Annotated in this window: 10 protein-coding genes; 6 read left to right on the forward strand and 4 right to left on the reverse strand. The window is 67.9% G+C overall.

The window, feature by feature from the left end; translation table 11 throughout:
• Positions 1–43 precede the first annotated feature (43 nt).
• Both ACWDVB_RS01725 and ACWDVB_RS01730 read right to left on the reverse strand, forming a co-directional pair.
• Positions 44–511 carry a restriction endonuclease gene (locus tag ACWDVB_RS01725; protein ID WP_451515499.1) on the reverse strand — a complete coding sequence of 156 codons (468 nt, stop codon included), beginning with the start codon at positions 509–511 and terminating at the stop codon, positions 44–46.
• A 218-nt stretch (positions 512–729) separates the two neighbouring features.
• Positions 730–951 carry a hypothetical protein gene (locus ACWDVB_RS01730; RefSeq protein WP_451515498.1) on the reverse strand — a complete coding sequence of 74 codons (222 nt, stop codon included), beginning with the start codon at positions 949–951 and terminating at the stop codon, positions 730–732.
• A gap of 303 nt (positions 952–1,254) precedes the next feature.
• On the opposite strand from ACWDVB_RS01730, the gene pglW reads away from it, so the two are divergent.
• Both pglW and pglX read left to right on the forward strand, forming a co-directional pair.
• Complete coding sequence (gene pglW, locus ACWDVB_RS01735; RefSeq protein WP_451515497.1) at positions 1,255–5,988, forward strand: BREX system serine/threonine kinase PglW; 4,734 nt, start codon at positions 1,255–1,257, stop codon at positions 5,986–5,988.
• Positions 5,960–9,583, forward strand: coding sequence for a BREX-2 system adenine-specific DNA-methyltransferase PglX (pglX, locus tag ACWDVB_RS01740; RefSeq protein ID WP_451515496.1), 3,624 nt, complete (start codon positions 5,960–5,962; stop codon positions 9,581–9,583). Before pglW ends, pglX begins: the two co-directional genes overlap by 29 nt.
• A gap of 62 nt (positions 9,584–9,645) precedes the next feature.
• Here pglX and ACWDVB_RS01745 read toward each other — a convergent pair whose 3' ends face one another.
• The gene (locus ACWDVB_RS01745; RefSeq protein ID WP_451515495.1) at positions 9,646–9,855 is read right to left on the reverse strand and encodes a DUF397 domain-containing protein; all 210 of its coding nucleotides are present in this window, start codon (positions 9,853–9,855) and stop codon (positions 9,646–9,648) included.
• Entirely contained in the window at positions 9,837–10,679 is an 843-nt protein-coding gene (locus ACWDVB_RS01750) for a helix-turn-helix domain-containing protein (protein ID WP_451515494.1), read from the reverse strand. The genes ACWDVB_RS01745 and ACWDVB_RS01750 overlap by 19 nt, the downstream gene beginning before the upstream one ends.
• Positions 10,680–10,930: 251 nt before the next feature.
• Here ACWDVB_RS01750 and ACWDVB_RS01755 point away from each other — a divergent pair, with 251 nt between their 5' ends.
• From ACWDVB_RS01755 to pglZ, 4 genes are all read left to right on the forward strand, one after another.
• Positions 10,931–11,170 carry a hypothetical protein gene (locus ACWDVB_RS01755; RefSeq protein ID WP_451515493.1) on the forward strand — a complete coding sequence of 80 codons (240 nt, stop codon included), beginning with the start codon at positions 10,931–10,933 and terminating at the stop codon, positions 11,168–11,170.
• On the forward strand, positions 11,167–11,397 hold the full coding sequence (locus ACWDVB_RS01760; RefSeq protein ID WP_451515492.1) for a hypothetical protein: 231 nt from the start codon (positions 11,167–11,169) through the stop codon (positions 11,395–11,397). The genes ACWDVB_RS01755 and ACWDVB_RS01760 overlap by 4 nt, the downstream gene beginning before the upstream one ends.
• Before the next feature lie 216 nt (positions 11,398–11,613).
• Positions 11,614–15,510 (forward strand): BREX-2 system ATPase PglY, encoded by a 3,897-nt coding sequence (gene pglY / locus ACWDVB_RS01765; protein WP_451515491.1) that lies wholly within the window; start codon positions 11,614–11,616, stop codon positions 15,508–15,510.
• Complete coding sequence (gene pglZ, locus ACWDVB_RS01770; RefSeq protein WP_451515490.1) at positions 15,507–18,464, forward strand: BREX-2 system phosphatase PglZ; 2,958 nt, start codon at positions 15,507–15,509, stop codon at positions 18,462–18,464. Before pglY ends, pglZ begins: the two co-directional genes overlap by 4 nt.
• Positions 18,465–18,482 lie beyond the last annotated feature (18 nt).

Below are 18,482 nucleotides of genomic sequence, written 5' to 3' on the forward strand. Positions count from 1 at the left end.
CTCGCCTGCTTGCGCGCAGGGTTGTCGTTTCGCTGGCAGGTCGTCAGCCCAGCGATCTTTCCCGACGCCAGGTTCCGGTCACCCAGCGCCTGCGTGGTGTGTCCACGTCCGGTATCCGCAGGATTCTGTAGAGCGGCTCGCCCACGTCCGCCCACCTCTCCAGCGTGTCCCGGTCCACCAGGTGGATCCCATAACGGGGGCCGCTGGCTCTCGCGGCTGCCGTAAAGCCTCCGGTGGTGACGATCACCGCGAAGTGGGCACCGTGGTCGTGGCGGTACGTGCCGTTGACCCGCTGCACATCCTGGTCACCGACCCTGCAGTCCGGACGCAGCCGCTTGCACTGCACGACGACACGTCGTCGCGAACGGTCGACTACGAGTACGTCGGCTCCCTTGTCCCCGGCTCTGCCCACATGCTCCGCCGCCAGTCCGTCCCGGCGCAGCAAGGAGCAGACCGCCAGCTCGAACGCCCGGGGGTCCAGGGCGTCGAGATGCGCCAGCGAATATCGCACGGGCCCCGCGGAAAGCGCCGAGCGCTCACTCCATCTCCGCAGGGCCAGCCGTCCGGGCTTCAATCCCAGCCCGACCGCCGCTGCGGCCAGCACGATGCCCGTCCCTACCGGCCACTGCTCGGCCGCCTGCCACAGACCGCTGACCCCCGCCAGAACGCCTAAGCCCCACACCCACCAGGGAATGGCCGCCCAACCTCCTTGGCTGCGCCTGCGCCGCATCAGACGGCCGGGCCGAAGAGCGCCAGCATGCCACCGGCAAGACCGAACAGCGCGAGGCCCACCAGGTCGGTGATCGTGACCAAGGTGAAGGTGTGGTCGCGGCATCGTGCGAAGAGCCCCCGGCGCCTACGGCGACACGGCCGGTGCAAGGCTGTCGGACCGCCGCAACGCGACACCAGCGCCGTGCCACCTATCACCAGTAACGCCATGGCGAGCAGCATCAGATCCCCCGTCCCCCGTCCCCGCCCTATGCCTTATGAGTATTCGGGGAAGCCCTCCGCCCCGACCAGTACTTCTTCGGCCGAGCTGGCCGGAAGGGGGGCGCGTGGGAGCGTCGGCATTGTTCTTTCCGCGCGTGTCCCTTGCACGCGCCCCCACGGGATCAATAACTGCGGTTCCCCGCACGACTTACCCGCCGTCGTCGGCCACGGCTAGGATTCACCAGTTCCGTGACGTGGTGGGAACGGCACGTAGAACACGAACGGGCAGTGGCAGGGGACAGATTCAAGGGGCGGGGAAAGCGCATGCGGCAAGGCCGGTGGACCACGGTCACCGAGTCCGAGTTCGACCATGAACACCGTGGCCTGGAAGCCATCCGGGAGAGGCTGCCGGACGCCGACCCCTGGCGCGCGTGGTCGAACTTCACCTTCACCGCCCACACCGGACACGTCCGCGAGGTCGACCTCCTCGTCGTCGCGCCCGGCGGCGTCTACATGATCGAGCTCAAGGACTGGCACGGCTCCGTGACCAGCGAGAACGGCACCTGGGTGCAGACCACCCCCGGTGGCCATCGTCGCCCGCACGGCAACCCGCTCCACCTGGTCAACAAGAAGGCGAAGGAACTGGCCACGCTGCTCGGCCAGAACGGCAGGCGGGTGTGGGTCGGTGAGGCCGTCTGCTTCACCGACGGCGGGTTACGTGTCCGCCTGCCCGCCCACGATCAGAACGGCGTCCACACGGTCGACGAGCTGGTCACCATGTTGAAGCAGCCGCCGCGCGACGAGCGGCGCCGTATCAACGCCGTCGAGTCCCGTGAGATCAAGACCAAGCTCGAACGGATCGGTATCCGGCGCAGTGACGCCGAGTACAAGGTCGGCCCGTACCAACTGGACCGCAAGTCCTTTGACTCCGGGCCGACTTGGACCGACTACAAGGCGAGCCACAGCGAGCTCCCCGAGGTGGCCCGGGTCCGCGTCTACCTCAGCGAGCGCGGATCGGACGCCTCGCTGAGGCGGTCGGTGGAGAACGCGGCCCGCCGCGAAGCGGCCGTACTACAGCGCTTCAAGCACCCGGGCGCGGTCCAGCTCAAGCAGTACTACCCGTCCGGGCACTCCGCGGGCCCGTCCCTGATCTTCGACTACGACCCGCGCACGCTGCGCCTGGACGAGTATCTGCTCCAGCACGGCAAGGGCCTCGACATCCTCGGCCGGATGGCACTGGTCCGCCAGCTCGCCGAGACGATACGTTCCGCGCACTCCGCCCGCATCCACCACCGTGCGCTGGCCGCCCGCGCCGTTCACGTGATCCCACGCGACCGGGGCCGCCGCGGTCGGGCGGTCGGGGAAGACGCCGCCTGGCTCACCCCCCGCCTGGAGATATCGGACTGGCAGATCGCCACGCAGCGGGCATCCGGCACGGACGGCGACAGCGGGCAGGGAGCAACCCGCTTCGCGCCGACCGCGTTATCGGCGATGCACCTGGCGGAGGGCTCCGACCCGTATTTCGCACCGGAGTTGACCGCCCTCAAGGCCGACCCGGTCTACCTGGACGTGTACGGCCTCGGCGTCCTCACATACCTCCTGGTCACGGGCCGCGCCCCGGCCGCGAGCCAGGCCGAGCTGCTGGCCCGTCTTGAGGCGGGCGAGGGCCTGCGCCCCAGCTCGTTGGTCGACGACCTCTCCGAGGACATCGACTTCCTGGTGCAGGCGGCGACCGCCTACCGCCCCGGTCAACGCCTCTCCTCCGTGGACGAGTTCCTGGAGATGCTGGAGATTGTCGAGGACGGCCTGACCGCCCCCGTCTCGGCGGCGCCCGACCCCGAACCGGCCGAGGAGCCGGAGAAGGACCCCCTCGAAGCGGTGGCCGGAGATGTGCTCGGCGGACGGTGGGAAGTCCGGCGCCGCCTGGGAACCGGTTCCACCAGTCGGGCCTTCCTCGTCCGCGACCTGGAGGCCGAAGCGCGCAGGACCCGGCCGCTGGCCGTCCTGAAGGTGGCTCTCTCGGACAGCAGGGGCCAAGTCCTGGTCCACGAGGCCGAGGTGATGAACCGGCTGCGCCCCGACTCCCGCGTGATCCGGCTCGTCGAGCCGGAGCCCCTGCGCATCGGGACCCGTACCGTCCTCGCCCTGGAGTACGTGGGCGACGAGCGCGAGGCCACCGAGTCTGACAGCGAAACCGCCGACTCCGGCACCAGCATCGGCACCAGTACACGCACCCGCCGCCGCGAGGAGACGGTCGCGCGCCAGCTGCGCGAGCACGGCCGCCTGAAGATGGACCAGTTGGAGGCTTACGGCGACTACCTGTTCGGTGCCGTGGACTTCCTGGAGGGCGAGAGCGTCTGGCACCGCGACATCAAGCCGGACAACATCGCCATACGCATCCGGCCCAATCGCACCCGCGAACTGGTCCTCATCGACTTCTCCCTGGCGGGCTACCCGGCGAAGGACTACGAGGCCGGCACCGACGGCTACCTCGACCCGTTCATCGGCAGCCTGACCCGCACCGCGTACGACTCGCACGCCGAGCGGTACGCGATAGCCGTCACCCTGCACCAAATGGCCTCGGGCGAATTACCGAAATGGGGCGATGGCTCGCTCCCGCCGAGGATGACGGACGCGAAGGACTTCCCGTACCCGACCGTCCAGGCAGACGCTTTCGAGCCCGCCGTCCGGGACAGCCTGGTCGCCTTCTTCCGCAAGGCCCTCCACCGGGACGCGGCGAAGCGCTTCGCCGAGCTGAAGCCGATGCGGGACGCCTGGCGGAAGATCTTCCTGGACGCCACGCAGACGGTGCCGTCCAGCCACCGTTCCCGCCACCCCGAGCCCGCACCGCAGGAGACACCGGGGGGTGAGCATTCCGCGGCGATCGCGGACGCCGAGCCGCTCACCGCGGACGAACAGCGTGAGCGTCTGGCGGCGGCGGTCACCCGTGACACCCACCTGTCCGCGGCCGGTCTCACCCCGGCCGCCGAGTCCTTCCTCTACGGCCTCGGGATCACCACGGTCGGCGGCCTCCTCGACTACAGCCGCAGCAAGCTCCTCAACGCGCCGGGCCTGGGCACCAAGACACGCACCGAGGTGCAGCGACGTCAGCGCCAATGGGGCAGGCTGCTGCGCGAGGCCTCGCTCTCACCACTCACCCCCAAGGGCCGCGCGGAGGCGAAGGAGGAGCTCGCCCAGCTCACCGCCACCGGGTCGGCGGTGGCCGGGTCCACGGTCGCGGGTGAGGGAGCGTCGCGCCTCACGGAGTCCGTCCTCCGCGCGGTGAGCCTGGACACCCTCGCCACCCTCTTCGTTCCCGAGCTGAACAACAACCGCTCCAACAGCAACAAAGTCGAGATGGTACGGCTGTTGCTGCGGCTGCCCGACGAGCGCGGAGAGCTGCCCGGCATCGGCGTCTGGCCCAAGCAGAAGGACGTCGCCGAAGCGCTCGGCCTGTCCGCCGGGCGCATCCCGCAGATGCTGAAGGAGGAGCGAAAGCGCTGGAAGAAGCACCCTGCGGTCCGGGCTCTGCGGGACGAGATCGTCGGCCTGCTGGTGGGCCTCGGCCGGGTCGCCCCCGCCGTGGAGATCGCCGATGCCCTCGCCGTACGACGCGGTACGCAGCTGCCGGGACGCGAGCAGCGCCGCGCGCTTGCCCTGGCGGCGGTGCGGGCCGTCGTGGAGGTGGAGCAGCTCCAGCCGGAGGAGGCGGAGTTCCAGCACCAGGCCAACCGCAGGGCGACGGAGGACGTACTGGCGGCGGGCCTGCTCGCGCTGGACGTGCGGGAAGGTGACGCCCCGGACACCCCAACAGCTCCGGGTCTCCTCGACTACGCGACCCGCCTGGGCAAGACGGCCGACCGCCTGACCCGTCTGGACACCCTGCCGACGGCGACAACCGTACTGAGCGAGCTGGGCGCACTCACCCCACCGCCCGGTGTCGTGGACTGGGACGAACGGCGACTGGTCGAACTGGCCGCCGCCGCGTCCGTGAACGCGGCGGCCACGCCCCGTCTGGAGATCTATCCGCGCGACCTGCCCTTGGTACGGGCCCTGCGCCTCACTCAGGCCGGTCTGGTACGGCTGATCGCGGGCGTGCCCGAAGCCCGCCAGCCCGGTCTGACGGGCGAGGACGTCAATGAGCGGGTAAGGGCCCGCTTCCCTGAGCTGGTCATCAGGGACAGCCGGGGCACGAGCACGCACGAGCTGCCGACCGGCGGCCCGCTGACCAAGGCTTTGCGCGACGCCGGCTTCGACCTCACCCTCTCGACGCGCGAGGACACGAGGACGCCCCGCTATCTGCCGACGCGGATGGACAGTGCGTCCACCTATCTGACGGTCGCGGACTGGCGTCAGTCGACGGAAGCGGGCGCGGTGACGCGCTACTCCGATGACCCGCTGGTAGCGGGCGGGGTCCGCGCGGACGAGCGCCTCCTTGCCTCGGCCCGGCGGGACGGGTACCGCGTCCTGACGGTGCATCATGTCCGTACGGTCGAGGCGGTACGGAGACTGGCGGGCCACCGCATCGGGGCGCAGGCGGTCTCCGTGACCGAACTCTTCCTGTCGTCGATGCACGCGCTCGTGCCGCCGGGCACGAAGCCGACGTGGGAGACGCTCCTGAAGGCGGACGTGGCCGAGCCGGGCTCGCGGGGCGCGCTCAAGTTCAGCGAGTACGCGCGGACCGCGTGGGGCGCGGTGGAGCCGCAGGTGCGGGAGCTGTTGGTGCCGGGGCTCGCCGGTTCGGGCCCGGTGCTGCTGACTGAGGCCGCTGTTTTCGCCCGGTACGACGGCATGGGCGTCCTCGACCGGCTCGCGGAGGCGGCTCGGCAGGGCGGGCGGGGGTTGTGGTTGCTGGTGCCGCAGGCGGACCCGGGGCGGGAGCCGAAGCTGGGTCACACGGCGGTGGCCTACCAGGCGGGCCTGGGCGAATGGATCGATCTTCCGGACTCGTGGGTCAAGAAGGACTACCTGTCCGGGACGGCGGGGGATGCGGGTGTCATGGACGTGAACGCAACGAGGGGGACCACAAGTGATCGACCGCAAGGGCCTGTTGAATGACCTTAAGCAGCAGGTCAAGTTAGTCGAGGCCGACCTCGGCAGGCAGGTCGAGGTAGTCGCGGAGGGGGAGAAGCTGCGCGCCGAGTACGAGCGCGCACGCAAGCTGGGGCGCACGGCGGCCACGTGGAATGCGTGGTTGGACGACCGGGTCACGCAGGTCGCGGTGGCGTGGGTGCTGGGTACGGTCTTCGTCCGGTTCTGCGAGGACAACGGGCTGATCCCCGAGCCATACCTGACGTCTCCGGAGCCGGACCGGCGGGACTTGGCGCTGGCTCGCTTCGAGGAGTACGTGGCGGAGTCCGAGGACCCGACGTACCGGGGCTGGCTTGAGCGGGCGTTCGAGGAGCTGGGCGCGGGGCAGGCGGGGCGGCTGCTGTTCGACCGGCGGCACAATCCGCTGTTCCAGGTGCCGTTGTCGCACGACGGTGCGCGGGAGTTGGTGGACTTTTGGCGGGTGCGGGATGAGGGCGGCCTTCTTGTCCACGACTTCACGGATGTGTTGGAGGAGGACGGGGACGGAACGCGGGGCTGGGATACGCGGTTCCTGGGTGACCTGTATCAGGACCTGAGCGAGGCGGCCCGTAAGACGTACGCGCTGCTGCAAACCCCGGAGTTCGTGGAGGAGTTCATCCTCGACCGGACGATGAATCCGGCGGTACGGGAGTTCGGGTACGAGGGCCTGAAAATGATCGACCCTACGTGTGGGTCGGGGCACTTTGTGCTGGGGGCGTTTCGGCGGTTGGTGCGGCTGTGGGCGGATGGGCGGCCCGGTAAGGACGTCCACGAGCGGGTGCGGGAGGCGCTGGACTCCGTGCACGGGGTGGACTTGAACCCGTTCGCGGTGGCCATTGCTCGGTTCCGGTTGCTGGTGGCGGCTATGGCTGCGGGTGGGGTTCGGACGCTGGCTGAGGCGGCTAAGTATGAGTGGCCGATTCATTTGGCGGTGGGCGACTCACTTATCAAGCACCGGCACAAGCAGGGGAACTTGTTTGATGGCTTGGAGGAGGAGGGGGCTGATGAGCTGGCCGACTTCAAGTATGAGACCGAGGATGTGCATGAACACCCGGGGATTTTGGAGCCGGGGCGGTATCACGTGGTGGTGGGGAACCCGCCATACATCACAGTGAAGGACAAAAACCTCAACGAGCTTTATCGAGGACTATACAGCGCCTGCTCGGGGAAGTATGCCCTGTCAGTGCCGTTTGCCCAGCGGTTCTTCGAGTTGGCCAAGGTAGAAAGCTCCGAGCGTGGGCGTGGGTACGGCATAATCGGGCAGATCACCGCAAATTCTTTTATGAAAAGAGAGTTCGGAACCAGGCTGATCGAAACATATTTTGGCCACGAAGTGGAGTTAACAGAAGTTATTGACACTTCGGGTGCATACATTCCGGGGCACGGCACACCCACCGTCATACTTGTAGGAAAGCAGCGCGGCGGAAGTGCGCGTTCAGAAACCATTCGGACCGTACGTAGCGTCCAGGGCGAGCCTGGCACACCAGATAGAGGTGAAGACGGGCTCGTTTGGAATGCCATTGTGCAACAGGTTGATAGCCCAGGGTCAGTCAGCAAGTGGGTATCGGTCGACGATCTAGCACGCACCCGCTATTTTGGTAAACAACCGTGGATCCTTGCCGACGGGGGTCTTGAGATGGTGGAACAGCTCGCCAAAAAAACGACTGCCACTATACAAGACATTGCCGCAGAGGCCGGAATTTCCTCTGTGACAGGCGAAGATGACCTTTTCCTACTAACTCCGAACGGTAGCGCGAGGCGCAATCGCATCGAATACGTTCGCCCTATGATCGAGGGTGACGCCATTCGCGACTACCAGGTCAACTCCCCTCTTGATTCCGTCTGGATGTATGACGACCGTTACAGAGTGATCCCTATCGATCACATCCCCGGAATTTATCAGTACCTACTCCCCTACCGCTCAGCAATTTCGCGTCGCCGCCGCTTCGGCACACCCATGATTCAGCGCGGCCTTTCCTGGTATGAGTGGCAAGAGCTGTACCCAGCCAAGCTCCGAACTTCACTCACCATCGTGTTTGCATCAGTAACAACACATAACCATTTCGTGCTGGACAGAGGTGGCAACGTATTCAAACAGTCAGCGCCGGTAATCAAACTTAGCGAAGACGCTGAAGCGGAGAATTACATCCGCCTCCTCGGACTTCTCAACAGCTCAACTGCAGGTTTTTGGCTTCGAATGGTATGCCACGATAAGGGAAACCGAGGCGGCGAGCGAGGGACAGGCCGCTACGCTTGGGAAAGTTTCTACGACTTTACCAGCACAAAAATTCGGAGCTTCCCTCTTCCTTCCGCCTATCCGATCACTCTCGCTAATGCCCTGGACTATGCCACCGAGCGGTTGAACACCAGCATCCCGTCTACCGTTGTCAGTGAGGGTGTCCCCTCAATCGAAACTATGCGAGAAGCCAAAGCATGCTGGCATTCCGTGCGTGCCCAAATGATCGCCCTTCAAGAGGAACTCGACTGGCAGGTCTACGCGCTGTACAGCTTGCATCCCGAAGACTTGCGTGCCTCCCATAGCACCGACTCCTCCACCCTCCCTGAACTCGCCCTCGGAGAACGCGCCTTCGAGATCGTGCTCGCGCGCCGGATCACCGCCGGTGAGGCCGGTGATGAGTGGTTCAAGCGGCATGGGTCCACGCCCATCACAGAGATTCCCACCCACTGGTCCGCCGCCTACCGCGAGGTAGTCCAGAAGCGGATCGATGCCATTGAGTCGTCGCGGGCCATCGGTATGGTCGAGCGGCCAGAGTACAAGCGGCGTTGGGCCACCGAAGGGTGGGACTCGCTCCAGGAGAAGGCCCTTCGGAGCTGGCTGCTCGACCGGATCGAGGATCGCGCTCACTGGTTCGACGAGAACGGAGTGCCCGCCCTCGTCGCACTGTCACGCCTCACCGACAACCTTTCTCGTGACGAAGACTTCGTCTCCGTAGCCAAGATCTACGCGCCTCGCAAGGAACTGCCGGCCACGATTACCGAGTTGATGACCGACGAGCACGTGCCCTTCCTCTCCGCCCTGCGCTACAAGCCCGCCGCCCTCAAGAAGCGCGCAGACTGGGAGCACGTCTGGGATCTTCAGCGGCAAGAGGACGCCGCTCCGGACGAGCCAGCCAAGCGGAAGATCCGGGACCGCATCCCCGTACCGCCGAAGTACACCTCCGCCGACTTCCTGCGCCCCTCCTACTGGCGAGCACGCGGCAAGCTAGACGTGCCCAAGGAGCGGTTCATCTCGTACGCGCGAGCCAACGTCGCCACCCCCGATCTGTACGGCTGGGCCGGCTGGGATCACCGGGAGCAGGCCATCGCCCTCGATACGTACATCGCCACCCACGAGGGCCTGACCACCGAAGAGGTCACCCCACTCCTCGCCGGGCTGCTGGAACTCCAGCCCTGGCTGAACCAGTGGCACAACGAGCCCGACCCACTCTTCTCCCCGACCCCCGCCAAGTTCTTCGAGGGCGACCGGCAGATGGAACAGGGCAAGCACGGCCTCACCGACGACGACCTGCGCGCCTGGCGCCCGGCCGCCGTGACCAGAGGACGCCGCACCGCCAAGAAGTAGCCCGCCAGCTACGCCAACGGCCCCGCGATCCGAGCAGATCGCGGGGCCGTTGCCTTGCCTGGTCAGTCGCTCAACTGCCCGTCCTTGACGGCCGAGACGAAGCAGGCCCAACCAGCTGTGGGGAACACGAGAACCGGGCCTTGCGACACCTTGCTATCCCGTACCGGGACGACGGCGGCGAAGTCGTCAGAGACCTCGACGCAAGCCCCACCGTCCTGGTTGCTGTAACTGCTCTTGCGCCAGAAGGCGGCAGTCAGGTCGATGGAGCGCACGTTGCTTCCTCCAAAATCCGCAGGATGAACTTGCGCGACGCAGCCGGGGTGAGCGCCAAGTCCCGCACCGCATCGTACGTCTTCTGCAAACGCACAACCGGGGCTGGTTCCTCGATGAGTTCGCCCTGGTACCCATTCTCGGTATACGCCACGGTCCTGCCCTCCGGAAGGAGCAGGTACCACATATCAGCGCTCACGAGGCCATGCAGCCCTGCGCTCTGAGGAAGCACATGGACCGTCACGTTGGGACGCTCAGCGATCTCCCCGAGGTGCTCAAGCTGCACCCGCCACTCCCCGACATCCCGCAACGGCGTCCGCAACACCGCCTCCGACAGGATGGTCCGGAACGGCGGCGCATCCTCCCCCGCCAACAACTCCCGCCGCCCCATCCGCGCCTCCACCTGCTGCTCAAGCTCCTTCCCCTTGAGCCCGCCCGCCGCCAGCACCTCCCGCGCATACCCCGGCGTCTGCAACAACCCCGGCAGCACGCTCACCGCGAAGTGCCACAAACTCACCGCCTCCGCCTCCAGCGCCATATACCGCCGATACCGCTCCCGGAACTGCGTATGGTCCCCGGCCGCCAGCTCCCACAGCGCCAACAACAACCCCGGCGTCCCATAGTGCGTGTCCAGCGCCTGGACGACCTCCGGGCTGCCCAAGGTCTCCCCCTTCTCCATCTTGCCGAACAACGACCAGTCCCAGCCCAGCCGTTCACCCAGTGCACGCAGGCTCAACCCACTCTCGCCCCGCAGTTTCCGCAACTCCTCGGCGAACCGCTGACGGGGTTCCTGACTGCGGCCGGTGATGACGCGTCGTTGCGACATACCGCTCCCTCCGGGACGTACGAGTGACCGACGTGGAACGTGTGGAACCACCCCCGCGCGGCGAGGAACCATCACCCCGCCCACAACCCGGCCGCCCACCTCCGGGCGCATTCTCGTAACGACCGGACTACACAGCGTAATTGGCGCAGCACGGCCCGGTCACGAAATCAGCAGAACAGCACCGGAACCCAACCACGAATCCCGCCGAGAACCACCGACGAGAAGTACCAACAAGGACCCAAAGGACCCACATGACCCCCACACCGCCCCCTCCCCACACCCTCAAGGTCCAGGAAGCCGTCGAAGCCCGCGACGCCCTCGCCACCGCACTCTCCCAAGCAGGCATCCAGCTCCCCGCGATGGACATCCGCACCCCCTGGGCGGACGACCGCGAGACAGAAGCGCAGTACGCCCTCGTCCACCTCGGCGTGTGCTCGGCACCGATCGCCCTGATGCTCGCGGCAGTGATCGCGAAGGGAAACGCCGGGTGACGGAGGACGCCGACCGGGCACCCACCGTCGGCGAGGCCGTTCACGACAGCGGGCGTGACCGCGTCGGCCGGGTCATGGGCCACGAGGGCCCGTACGTCCAACTGCGTCCGCTCGCCGGTGGCCGGGAGTGGGACGCCGACCCCGGCCACCTCCGCGTCCTCACGCAGAACGAGCTGCTGAGTGCCCTCCTCGCCGAGGTGAACGCCCGGAGCAGACAGCCCAGATGACAGCGCCACGTCGGCATCATCTACTCGACGGACCCGGAGACGCGTGACAAGTCGCGGTCGCTCGTGAGTCCGACGTCCGAGGCAGAGTCGGAGGCAGAGTCGGAGGCAATCAATCTCGGGTAGTCCGGCATATGCGTAAAGAGGTCATCCGACGACAGTAGAAGGTCATACGATCGGATGAACCTGCGCAGACGCCCCGTCGGAGAGTGATCGTTCATGGCTCAACAGCCGCTCTTACTCCGCGATGTCATCGACATCAAGGAGTCCATATCCACGTCCGACTTCGTCCTCCAGCTCTCGGAGGCGACAGCCCCGGAGGGCGCGGAACGTGCGCTGCGGGACTACGTGGTCACGGAACGGCTGCTGGAGAACTTCGACGAGGCGCTCGGTCTTATCCGGGCCGCGCTCGACGGACACACGTCGAAGGCCGCCTATCTCCACGGGTCGTTCGGTTCCGGTAAGTCACACTTCATGGCAGTGCTCCACGCACTGCTCAGCGGGGACCCGGCGGCCCGCGCGCGGACGGACCTGGACCCGGTGCTCACCAAGCACGAGTGGCTCGGCACGGAGGGGAAGCGATTCCTGCTCGTGCCGTACCACATGCTCGGGGCGAAGGCCCTGGAGCAGCGGATCCTCGGTGGGTACGTGAGCCACGTCAAGAAGCTGCACCCCGAGGCCGCGACGCCGCAGGTGTACCGGACGGACGCCCTGTTCGAGGACATTCACGCGATGCGGTCCCGCATGGGCGACCAAGCGGTGATCGGCGGCCTCGCCTCGGCGGATGGCAGTGACGGCGCCGAGGACGAGGAGGACGAGTGGGGTGAGGCGTTCGGCTGGACGTCTCAACTGCTCGACACCGCCCTCGCCGCCGAAGAGATCCACGAGGGCGGCCAGGCACTCAACCTGGTCAGTCCGTCGACACCCGCCGAACTGCGGGCACGCCTCGTGCAGGACGCGAGCACGCATCTGCTGCCGGGCTTCGCGAAGAACGCCGTCGAGGACGAGCACGGGTTCGTCTCGCTCGACGCCGGCCTGTCCGTGATCGCCGAGCACGCCAAGTCGCTCGGCTACGACGGGCTGATCCTCTTCATGGACGAGCTGATCCTGTGGCTCGCGACCCTCATCCACGACCAGAAGTTCGTGGCCCGGGAAGCCGGAAAGATCACCAACTTCGTGGAGGGCGGCGACGCCCGCCGTGCCGTACCGGTGATCTCGTTCATCGCCCGTCAGCGCGACCTGCGCGAACTGGTCGGCGAGGAAGTGTCGGGGGCGGCCGAGGCGTCCATCCAGGACACGCTCAACCTGGCCTCGGGCCGGTTCGACAAGATCACTCTGGAGGACCGGAACCTCCCCCAGGTCGCGCACGCCCGACTGCTCAAGCCCAAGGACGACAAGTCCGCCGCCCTGGTCGAGGCCGAGTTCGAGAAGACCCGCAGGATCCGCCAGGAGGTGTGGGACACGCTCCTGGGCTCCGACCGCGGCGGCGACGGCGTCGGCGCGGACGAGGAGAGCTTCCGGCTGACCTACCCCTTCTCACCGGCGTTCATGGACACCCTCGTACATGTCTCGTCCGCGCTCCAGCGCAACCGGACCGGCATGAAGCTCATGGGACAGCTGCTCGCCGACCACCGGGCCGAGTTACGGCTCGGCGACCTGATCCCGGTCGGCGACCTGTATCCGCTGATCACAGCCGGCGGCGACAAGCCGTTCACCGACAGCCTCAAGGTGGTCTTCGAGGCCGCCGACAAGCTGTACCGGACGAAGCTTCGTCCGTACCTCCTCCTCACGCACAACGTGTCGGAGGAGGCCATCGAGCAGTACGCCCACCGGCCCGACAGCATCACCGACCCGGATCTGCTCACCCGTATCAAGCAGTTCACCGGTGACAACCGCATCGTCGGCACGCTGCTGCTCTCGGCACTCGCCCCGAGCGTCCCGGCCCTGTCCGATCTGACCATCCGCCGCCTGTCCGCGCTCAACTACGGCTCGGTGGCCGCCCCGATTCCTGGCCGCGAGTACGGCATCCTGAAGAACAAGGTGGCCGAGTGGGCGGGCCGCTTCCCCGAGATCAAGGAAACCGGCACCGAGGCCAACCCGGGCGTCCGGCTCGAACTGTCCGGCGTCGATGTCGACTCGGTGATCGCCAACGCCAACGTCAACGACAACCCCGGCAACCGCGAGGCCCTCGCGAAGCGGCTCCTCGTCGAAGAACTCTGCGTCGAACAGGACCAGTTGATTAACGAGCTGCACTTCGCCTGGCGGGGCACGGAGCGCAGCGTCGAGGTGCTGTTCGGCAATGTCGCCGACACGGACGAGCTGCCGGACCACGACCTCATGCCTCAGCAGGACGGGCACTGGCGGCTCGTGATCGACCTCCCCTTCGACGAGAGTGAGTACGGGCCTCGCGAGGACGCCATGCGGATGCAGCGGCTGCGTGAGCGGCAGGGCGATCCTTCCCGCAGCGTCGCCTGGCTTCCCACCCACCTCTCCAGCCAGCGGTACGCCGACTTCCGCCGCCTCGTCGTCATCGACAAGGCCCTGTCCGACAGCCAGCGGTTCGACGGCCAGTACGCGAGCCACCTGAGCCCCGACAACCGGGCCCGTGCGAAGGGACTCCTGGAGACCCAGCGGGAGTCGCTGCTCAAGAACGTGAAGGCGGCCTTCAAGCAGGCCTACGGCCTCGCCGACAAGAAGGCCACCGATGTGGAACTCGGCTTCGGCGACCATCTGCAGTCGCTGCGCGAGGTCGAGGGGCTGACGCTGTCCTTCGGCCAGTCGCTGCGGGACGGCATCCGGCACATCGCGGGCAAGCTGCTCGCGAGCCAGTACCCGGACCACCCGAACCTCGACCCCGAGGGCACCGGCACCGTCGTCAAGCCTGCCGACGCCAGAAAGGTCTTCACTCACGTACGAGCCGCCGCCGAGGCCCGCGACGGACGCGCCGAAGTCCCCGCCCCCGACCGGAACCTGATGCGCCGAGTGGCCGCCCCGCTGCGGCTCGGGCAGCAGAAGGAAGCGTACTTCGAGGTGTCGGAGTACTGGGCCGATCATTTCCGGCAGCTCGCCAGGGGGCAGGGCGTGACCGGAGACCTCAGTCTGATCACCCTCACCGACTGGACGGACTGGCCGGCACCACGCGGTCTGCCGGTCTTCCTCGCCCGCCTCATCGTGGCGTCGTTCGCCGAGATGGACGACCGGGTGTGGGTCCGCGCGGGCACGCCGCTCGACCCGGCGCCCCAGTTGAACGAGATCAAGGACCATGACGCGCTGCGCAGTCAGCCGCTGCCCTCCGAGGAGGACTGGTCCGCCGCCCGCGAGCGCTTCTCCACGGTCTTCGGTGATCCTGCCCCCACGCTGCGCCGTGGCCGCATGGTCAACCAGCTCGCCCGGCAGATCGCCCAGCAGGCGGGCGCCCACCTGGAGGCGGCCCGCGAGCTGGTGACCCAGCTGGAGCGGCACACCGGATTCCTCCAGCTCGACGAAACCGCCGAGGGCGGGCGCCTCGCCCTCGCTCGGCGGGCCGTCGAACTGCTTGCGGAGCTCACGCGCTCGGCCGGTCAGGGTGCTGCCGGAGCTCGGAAGACGGTGGAGGCCCTGGCCACCTTCGACTTCGGCCAAGTCGGCGCCGACCGGTTCGGGACCTCCGTCAAGCAGGCTCGTGCGGTCGCGCAAGCACTGGACTCGGCGTCCTGGACCACCCTCGACCTCGCCACCTCGGAGGGGCCGGAGGGAGAGGCGCTGCTGGAGTCCCTGCGCAACGCGGCACAGAGCGACCAGCGGACCAACGACCTGAAGGAGGCGCTGGCCAGGACGCAGCGCGAGGTCCTTGCGCTGGTGAAGCGCAACCGCGCGACGCCGAATCCGATCCCGCCGCCTGCTGACCCGGTGCCACGCCCCAATGATGTGGCCCTCGATACCCGGACGAGTCATCCGCCGATCCCCGTACAGAATTCCGGCACAGGCGCGTCCACTCCGGGACGACTGAAGCGCTCCGGGGGCGGACGGACGACCGCGTCCAGGGCCGTCGCGCAACTCCAAGCTCAAATCGCGGAGTTGGCCGCGCGTGAGCCCGGCATTGAGGTCGAGATCACCTGGCAGGTCGTCGAACGATGAGTACGGCGACGACCAGCACGGTGGCCGTGCGGCTGAACCTCGCGACGATCACCCAGTACCTGTCGACCCAGAGCTCTCTGGCCGACGCCTTGGCGGACCAGGACCAGGACCAGGACAAGGACAAGGACAAGGCCCAGCGCCGGGCCGTGTTGCTGCGCTCCGCACCCCAGTGGGGCGGCCCCGCCGAACACGTATGGGGCGACGGCCTTTCGGCCCGCATCGTGGCGGCGCCCTCCCCGCTCGCCGTGCATGAACTGCTGCTCGGCCACCTGTCGGACACGGACGCGGCCGCGGCCGCTGGCCCTGCCGTACTCGTCGTCCTGACCGATCGCGAACCGAACGAGCTCGACCCCGGGATTCTGGCCCGTACCCACAAGAAGCGCATCGACACGGTGGACAGCTGGGACGTGGTGCGGGACGCGTTCGGAGCGCATCAGGTCGACCAGCGGCTCAAGGACGACAAGTGGGCCGCGGAGGCCCTGCTGGACGCGGCGCCGCCGCGGGGCGGCTGGCCCCGACTGGGAGGCGGCATCCTCTCGCGCGGCACCGCGTTGTCCGCGCTCGCGCTGCGTCGCCTGAGACTGGGCAGCTACCAGGACGAAGAGGCCCGTCAGGACCACACCACATCCGCTGACCGCCTCGACACCCATGCGCTCCTTGGCTGGTCCCTGCTTCCAGGACACCCCGAGCACTTCCTGGCCCTCCGCGGCCCCGAACGCGGCGGCCTGGCCCGGTTCCTGGGCGAGGACGACCGCGCCGGACTCGCGGGGCGGGCACTTCTGGACCTCGTCGAGGCCGAACACGGTCCGGACGCGGTGTCCTTCGGACTCGTCTGCGCCGCGCTGTGGTGCCATGCCGAACCGGACGCTGCCGTCTACACGGCGCGCGGTCGCGCGGAGCGCTGGTTCGGAGAGCGCCCTTCAGCGCAGGGGGAGCAGCTCGACGCCATGGCTACCGCTTTCGGCCGGGCCTCGGAGGACTACGTGGGCACGTTGCTCGCCGCTGCCGCCAGGGACCGTCCTGCGGCTGCGGGCTCGGAGACAGTACGCGAGGCACGACGGACCAGCGACACGGTACTGGAACGCGCCTCCGTACTGGTCCGCCAGTTCGGCGCGGAAGCCGCCGCCAGGGCCAGCCCTCTCCTGTCAGCAGGTCTGGACGCCAGGTTCACGGCCGTCGGAACGGCTCTGACCGCCGGTGAGCCCGGTCCGCTCGACGCCGCCGTGCGTTCCTTGAGCGAGCACCGGCGCGCACAGGGGCCGGAGGTTCAGTCGCGGATCGAGCGGACCCGCATGGCCCGGCGGCTCGTCCGGTGGTTGGCCACCGAGCCGCGGACCGAGGCGTCCCACGTGGGCGGATCCATAGAACGGCACCTCAAAGAGACCGCTTGGGTGGATCGCGCCCTCGAACACATCGAGGCGGGCGGGGACTCCGACGACCAGCTGAGGACCGCGTACGACTCACTGGCCGTGCGCGTGCGCGAGCGGCGCCACGAGATCGACCGTGACTTCGCGCGCGTCCTGGCGACCTGGACCGCGGCCGGCACCGACCCCGGCGGAATGCTGACGGTGGAGACGTTCCTGGACCGGGTGGTGAAGCCGGTGGTCCGAGGGGCCCCCGACCGGCGCGTGCTGCTGATCGTCCTGGACGGGATGAGTGCGGCCATCGCCACCGAACTGGGCGGGGAACTGCGCGCCACTTGGGCCGAGTTCGATCCGGTGGCCGCTGAGGGCGCTCCGCTCCGTCGCGCGATGGCAGCGGCTCTTCCCACCCTCACCTCCGTGTCCCGTACCTCGCTGTTCGCGGGCAGACTGATGCAGGGATCACAGAAGGACGAAGCCCAGCTCTTTCCCGCCCTTCCGTTCTGGAACGGTGCGCCGGCGGCCGTGTTCCACAAGGACGACCTGCGAGCCGACAGCGCGGGGGACACATTCGGACCCGAGCTCACCGAAGCGCTCATGGACGGCCGCACGCACGTGGCCGTCGTCCTCAACGCGATCGACGACCGACTCGCCAAGGAGCAGAAGCTGGGGGACGGCGCCTGGCGGACCGGGCACATCCCGGGCCTTCCGGATCTGCTGCGGATCGCCGCCTCGCAGGGGATGGCCGTGGTCATCACCAGCGACCACGGGCATGTCGTGGACCGGCACGGGGTGAAGGTGGACACCGGTTCGCCGCAGTCCGCCCGTCACCGGTCGCCGGACGGCGAGGTGGGCCCGACGGAGGTCGCGCTGCACGGGCCCCGGGTCATCGCGCCGGAGTCCGGTGGGTCGATCGCCGCGCTGTGGGACGCCGACTCGCGGTACACGGCCCGTAAGGCCGGATACCACGGTGGAGCGTCCCTCGCGGAGTTCACAATTCCTGTGCTGGCCTTCCTGCCGTTCGGAGCTGCTCCTCCCCCGGCCTGGCGGGAGCTGGAGGATCAGCGACCGGCCTGGTGGCTGCTGGACGCCTCCACGTCTTCCCCTGTCGCCGTCTCACCCGCCCCGACAGCCGCGACAGCTCCGGCAAAGCGCCAGGTGCGGCAGAGGCCGACAAGGAAACAAGCCCAAGTGGACCGTACGCACGACTCGTTGTTCGAGGTCGCGGTGGTTCCGGCACCCGATACCGAGGGGGCACTGGTGACCACCGCCCTCGTCGGCCCCGACGACATCCTCATCTCGTCCCTCTTCGCTTCGGAGGCGTTCCAGGGACAGACCGGCCTGCTCGCCCGCAGGCCGCCCATGGACAAGGTCGAAGGGGCGATCCGAGCCCTGCTCGACGCCGGGGGCACGCTGCCGGTGTCCGCGCTGGCGCAGCGCGTGTCCTACCCGGTGGCCCGAGCGGACGGGTTCGCCGCGATCCTGCGCCAACTGCTCAATTACGACGGGGTGCAAGTCCTGGAGACCTTGCCGGACGGGCGCACCCTTCGTCTCGATCTCGCGCTGCTCCGCTTGCAGTTCGACCTGGCCTGACATTCCATCCGCCTTCCT

Source organism: Streptomyces sp. NPDC003379 (assembly GCF_053589195.1).

Bases quoted from the DNA above. Each gene is read 5' to 3' on its own strand.
- ACWDVB_RS01730 (WP_451515498.1), bottom strand. From the start codon at position 951: ATGCTGCTCGCCATGGCGTTACTGGTGATAGGTGGCACGGCGCTGGTG.
- pglW (WP_451515497.1), top strand. From the start codon at position 1,255: ATGCGGCAAGGCCGGTGGACCACGGTCACCGAGTCCGAGTTCGACCAT.
- ACWDVB_RS01750 (WP_451515494.1), bottom strand. From the start codon at position 10,679: ATGTCGCAACGACGCGTCATCACCGGCCGCAGTCAGGAACCCCGTCAG.
- ACWDVB_RS01755 (WP_451515493.1), top strand. From the start codon at position 10,931: ATGACCCCCACACCGCCCCCTCCCCACACCCTCAAGGTCCAGGAAGCC.
- pglY (WP_451515491.1), top strand. From the start codon at position 11,614: ATGGCTCAACAGCCGCTCTTACTCCGCGATGTCATCGACATCAAGGAG.
- pglZ (WP_451515490.1), top strand. From the start codon at position 15,507: ATGAGTACGGCGACGACCAGCACGGTGGCCGTGCGGCTGAACCTCGCG.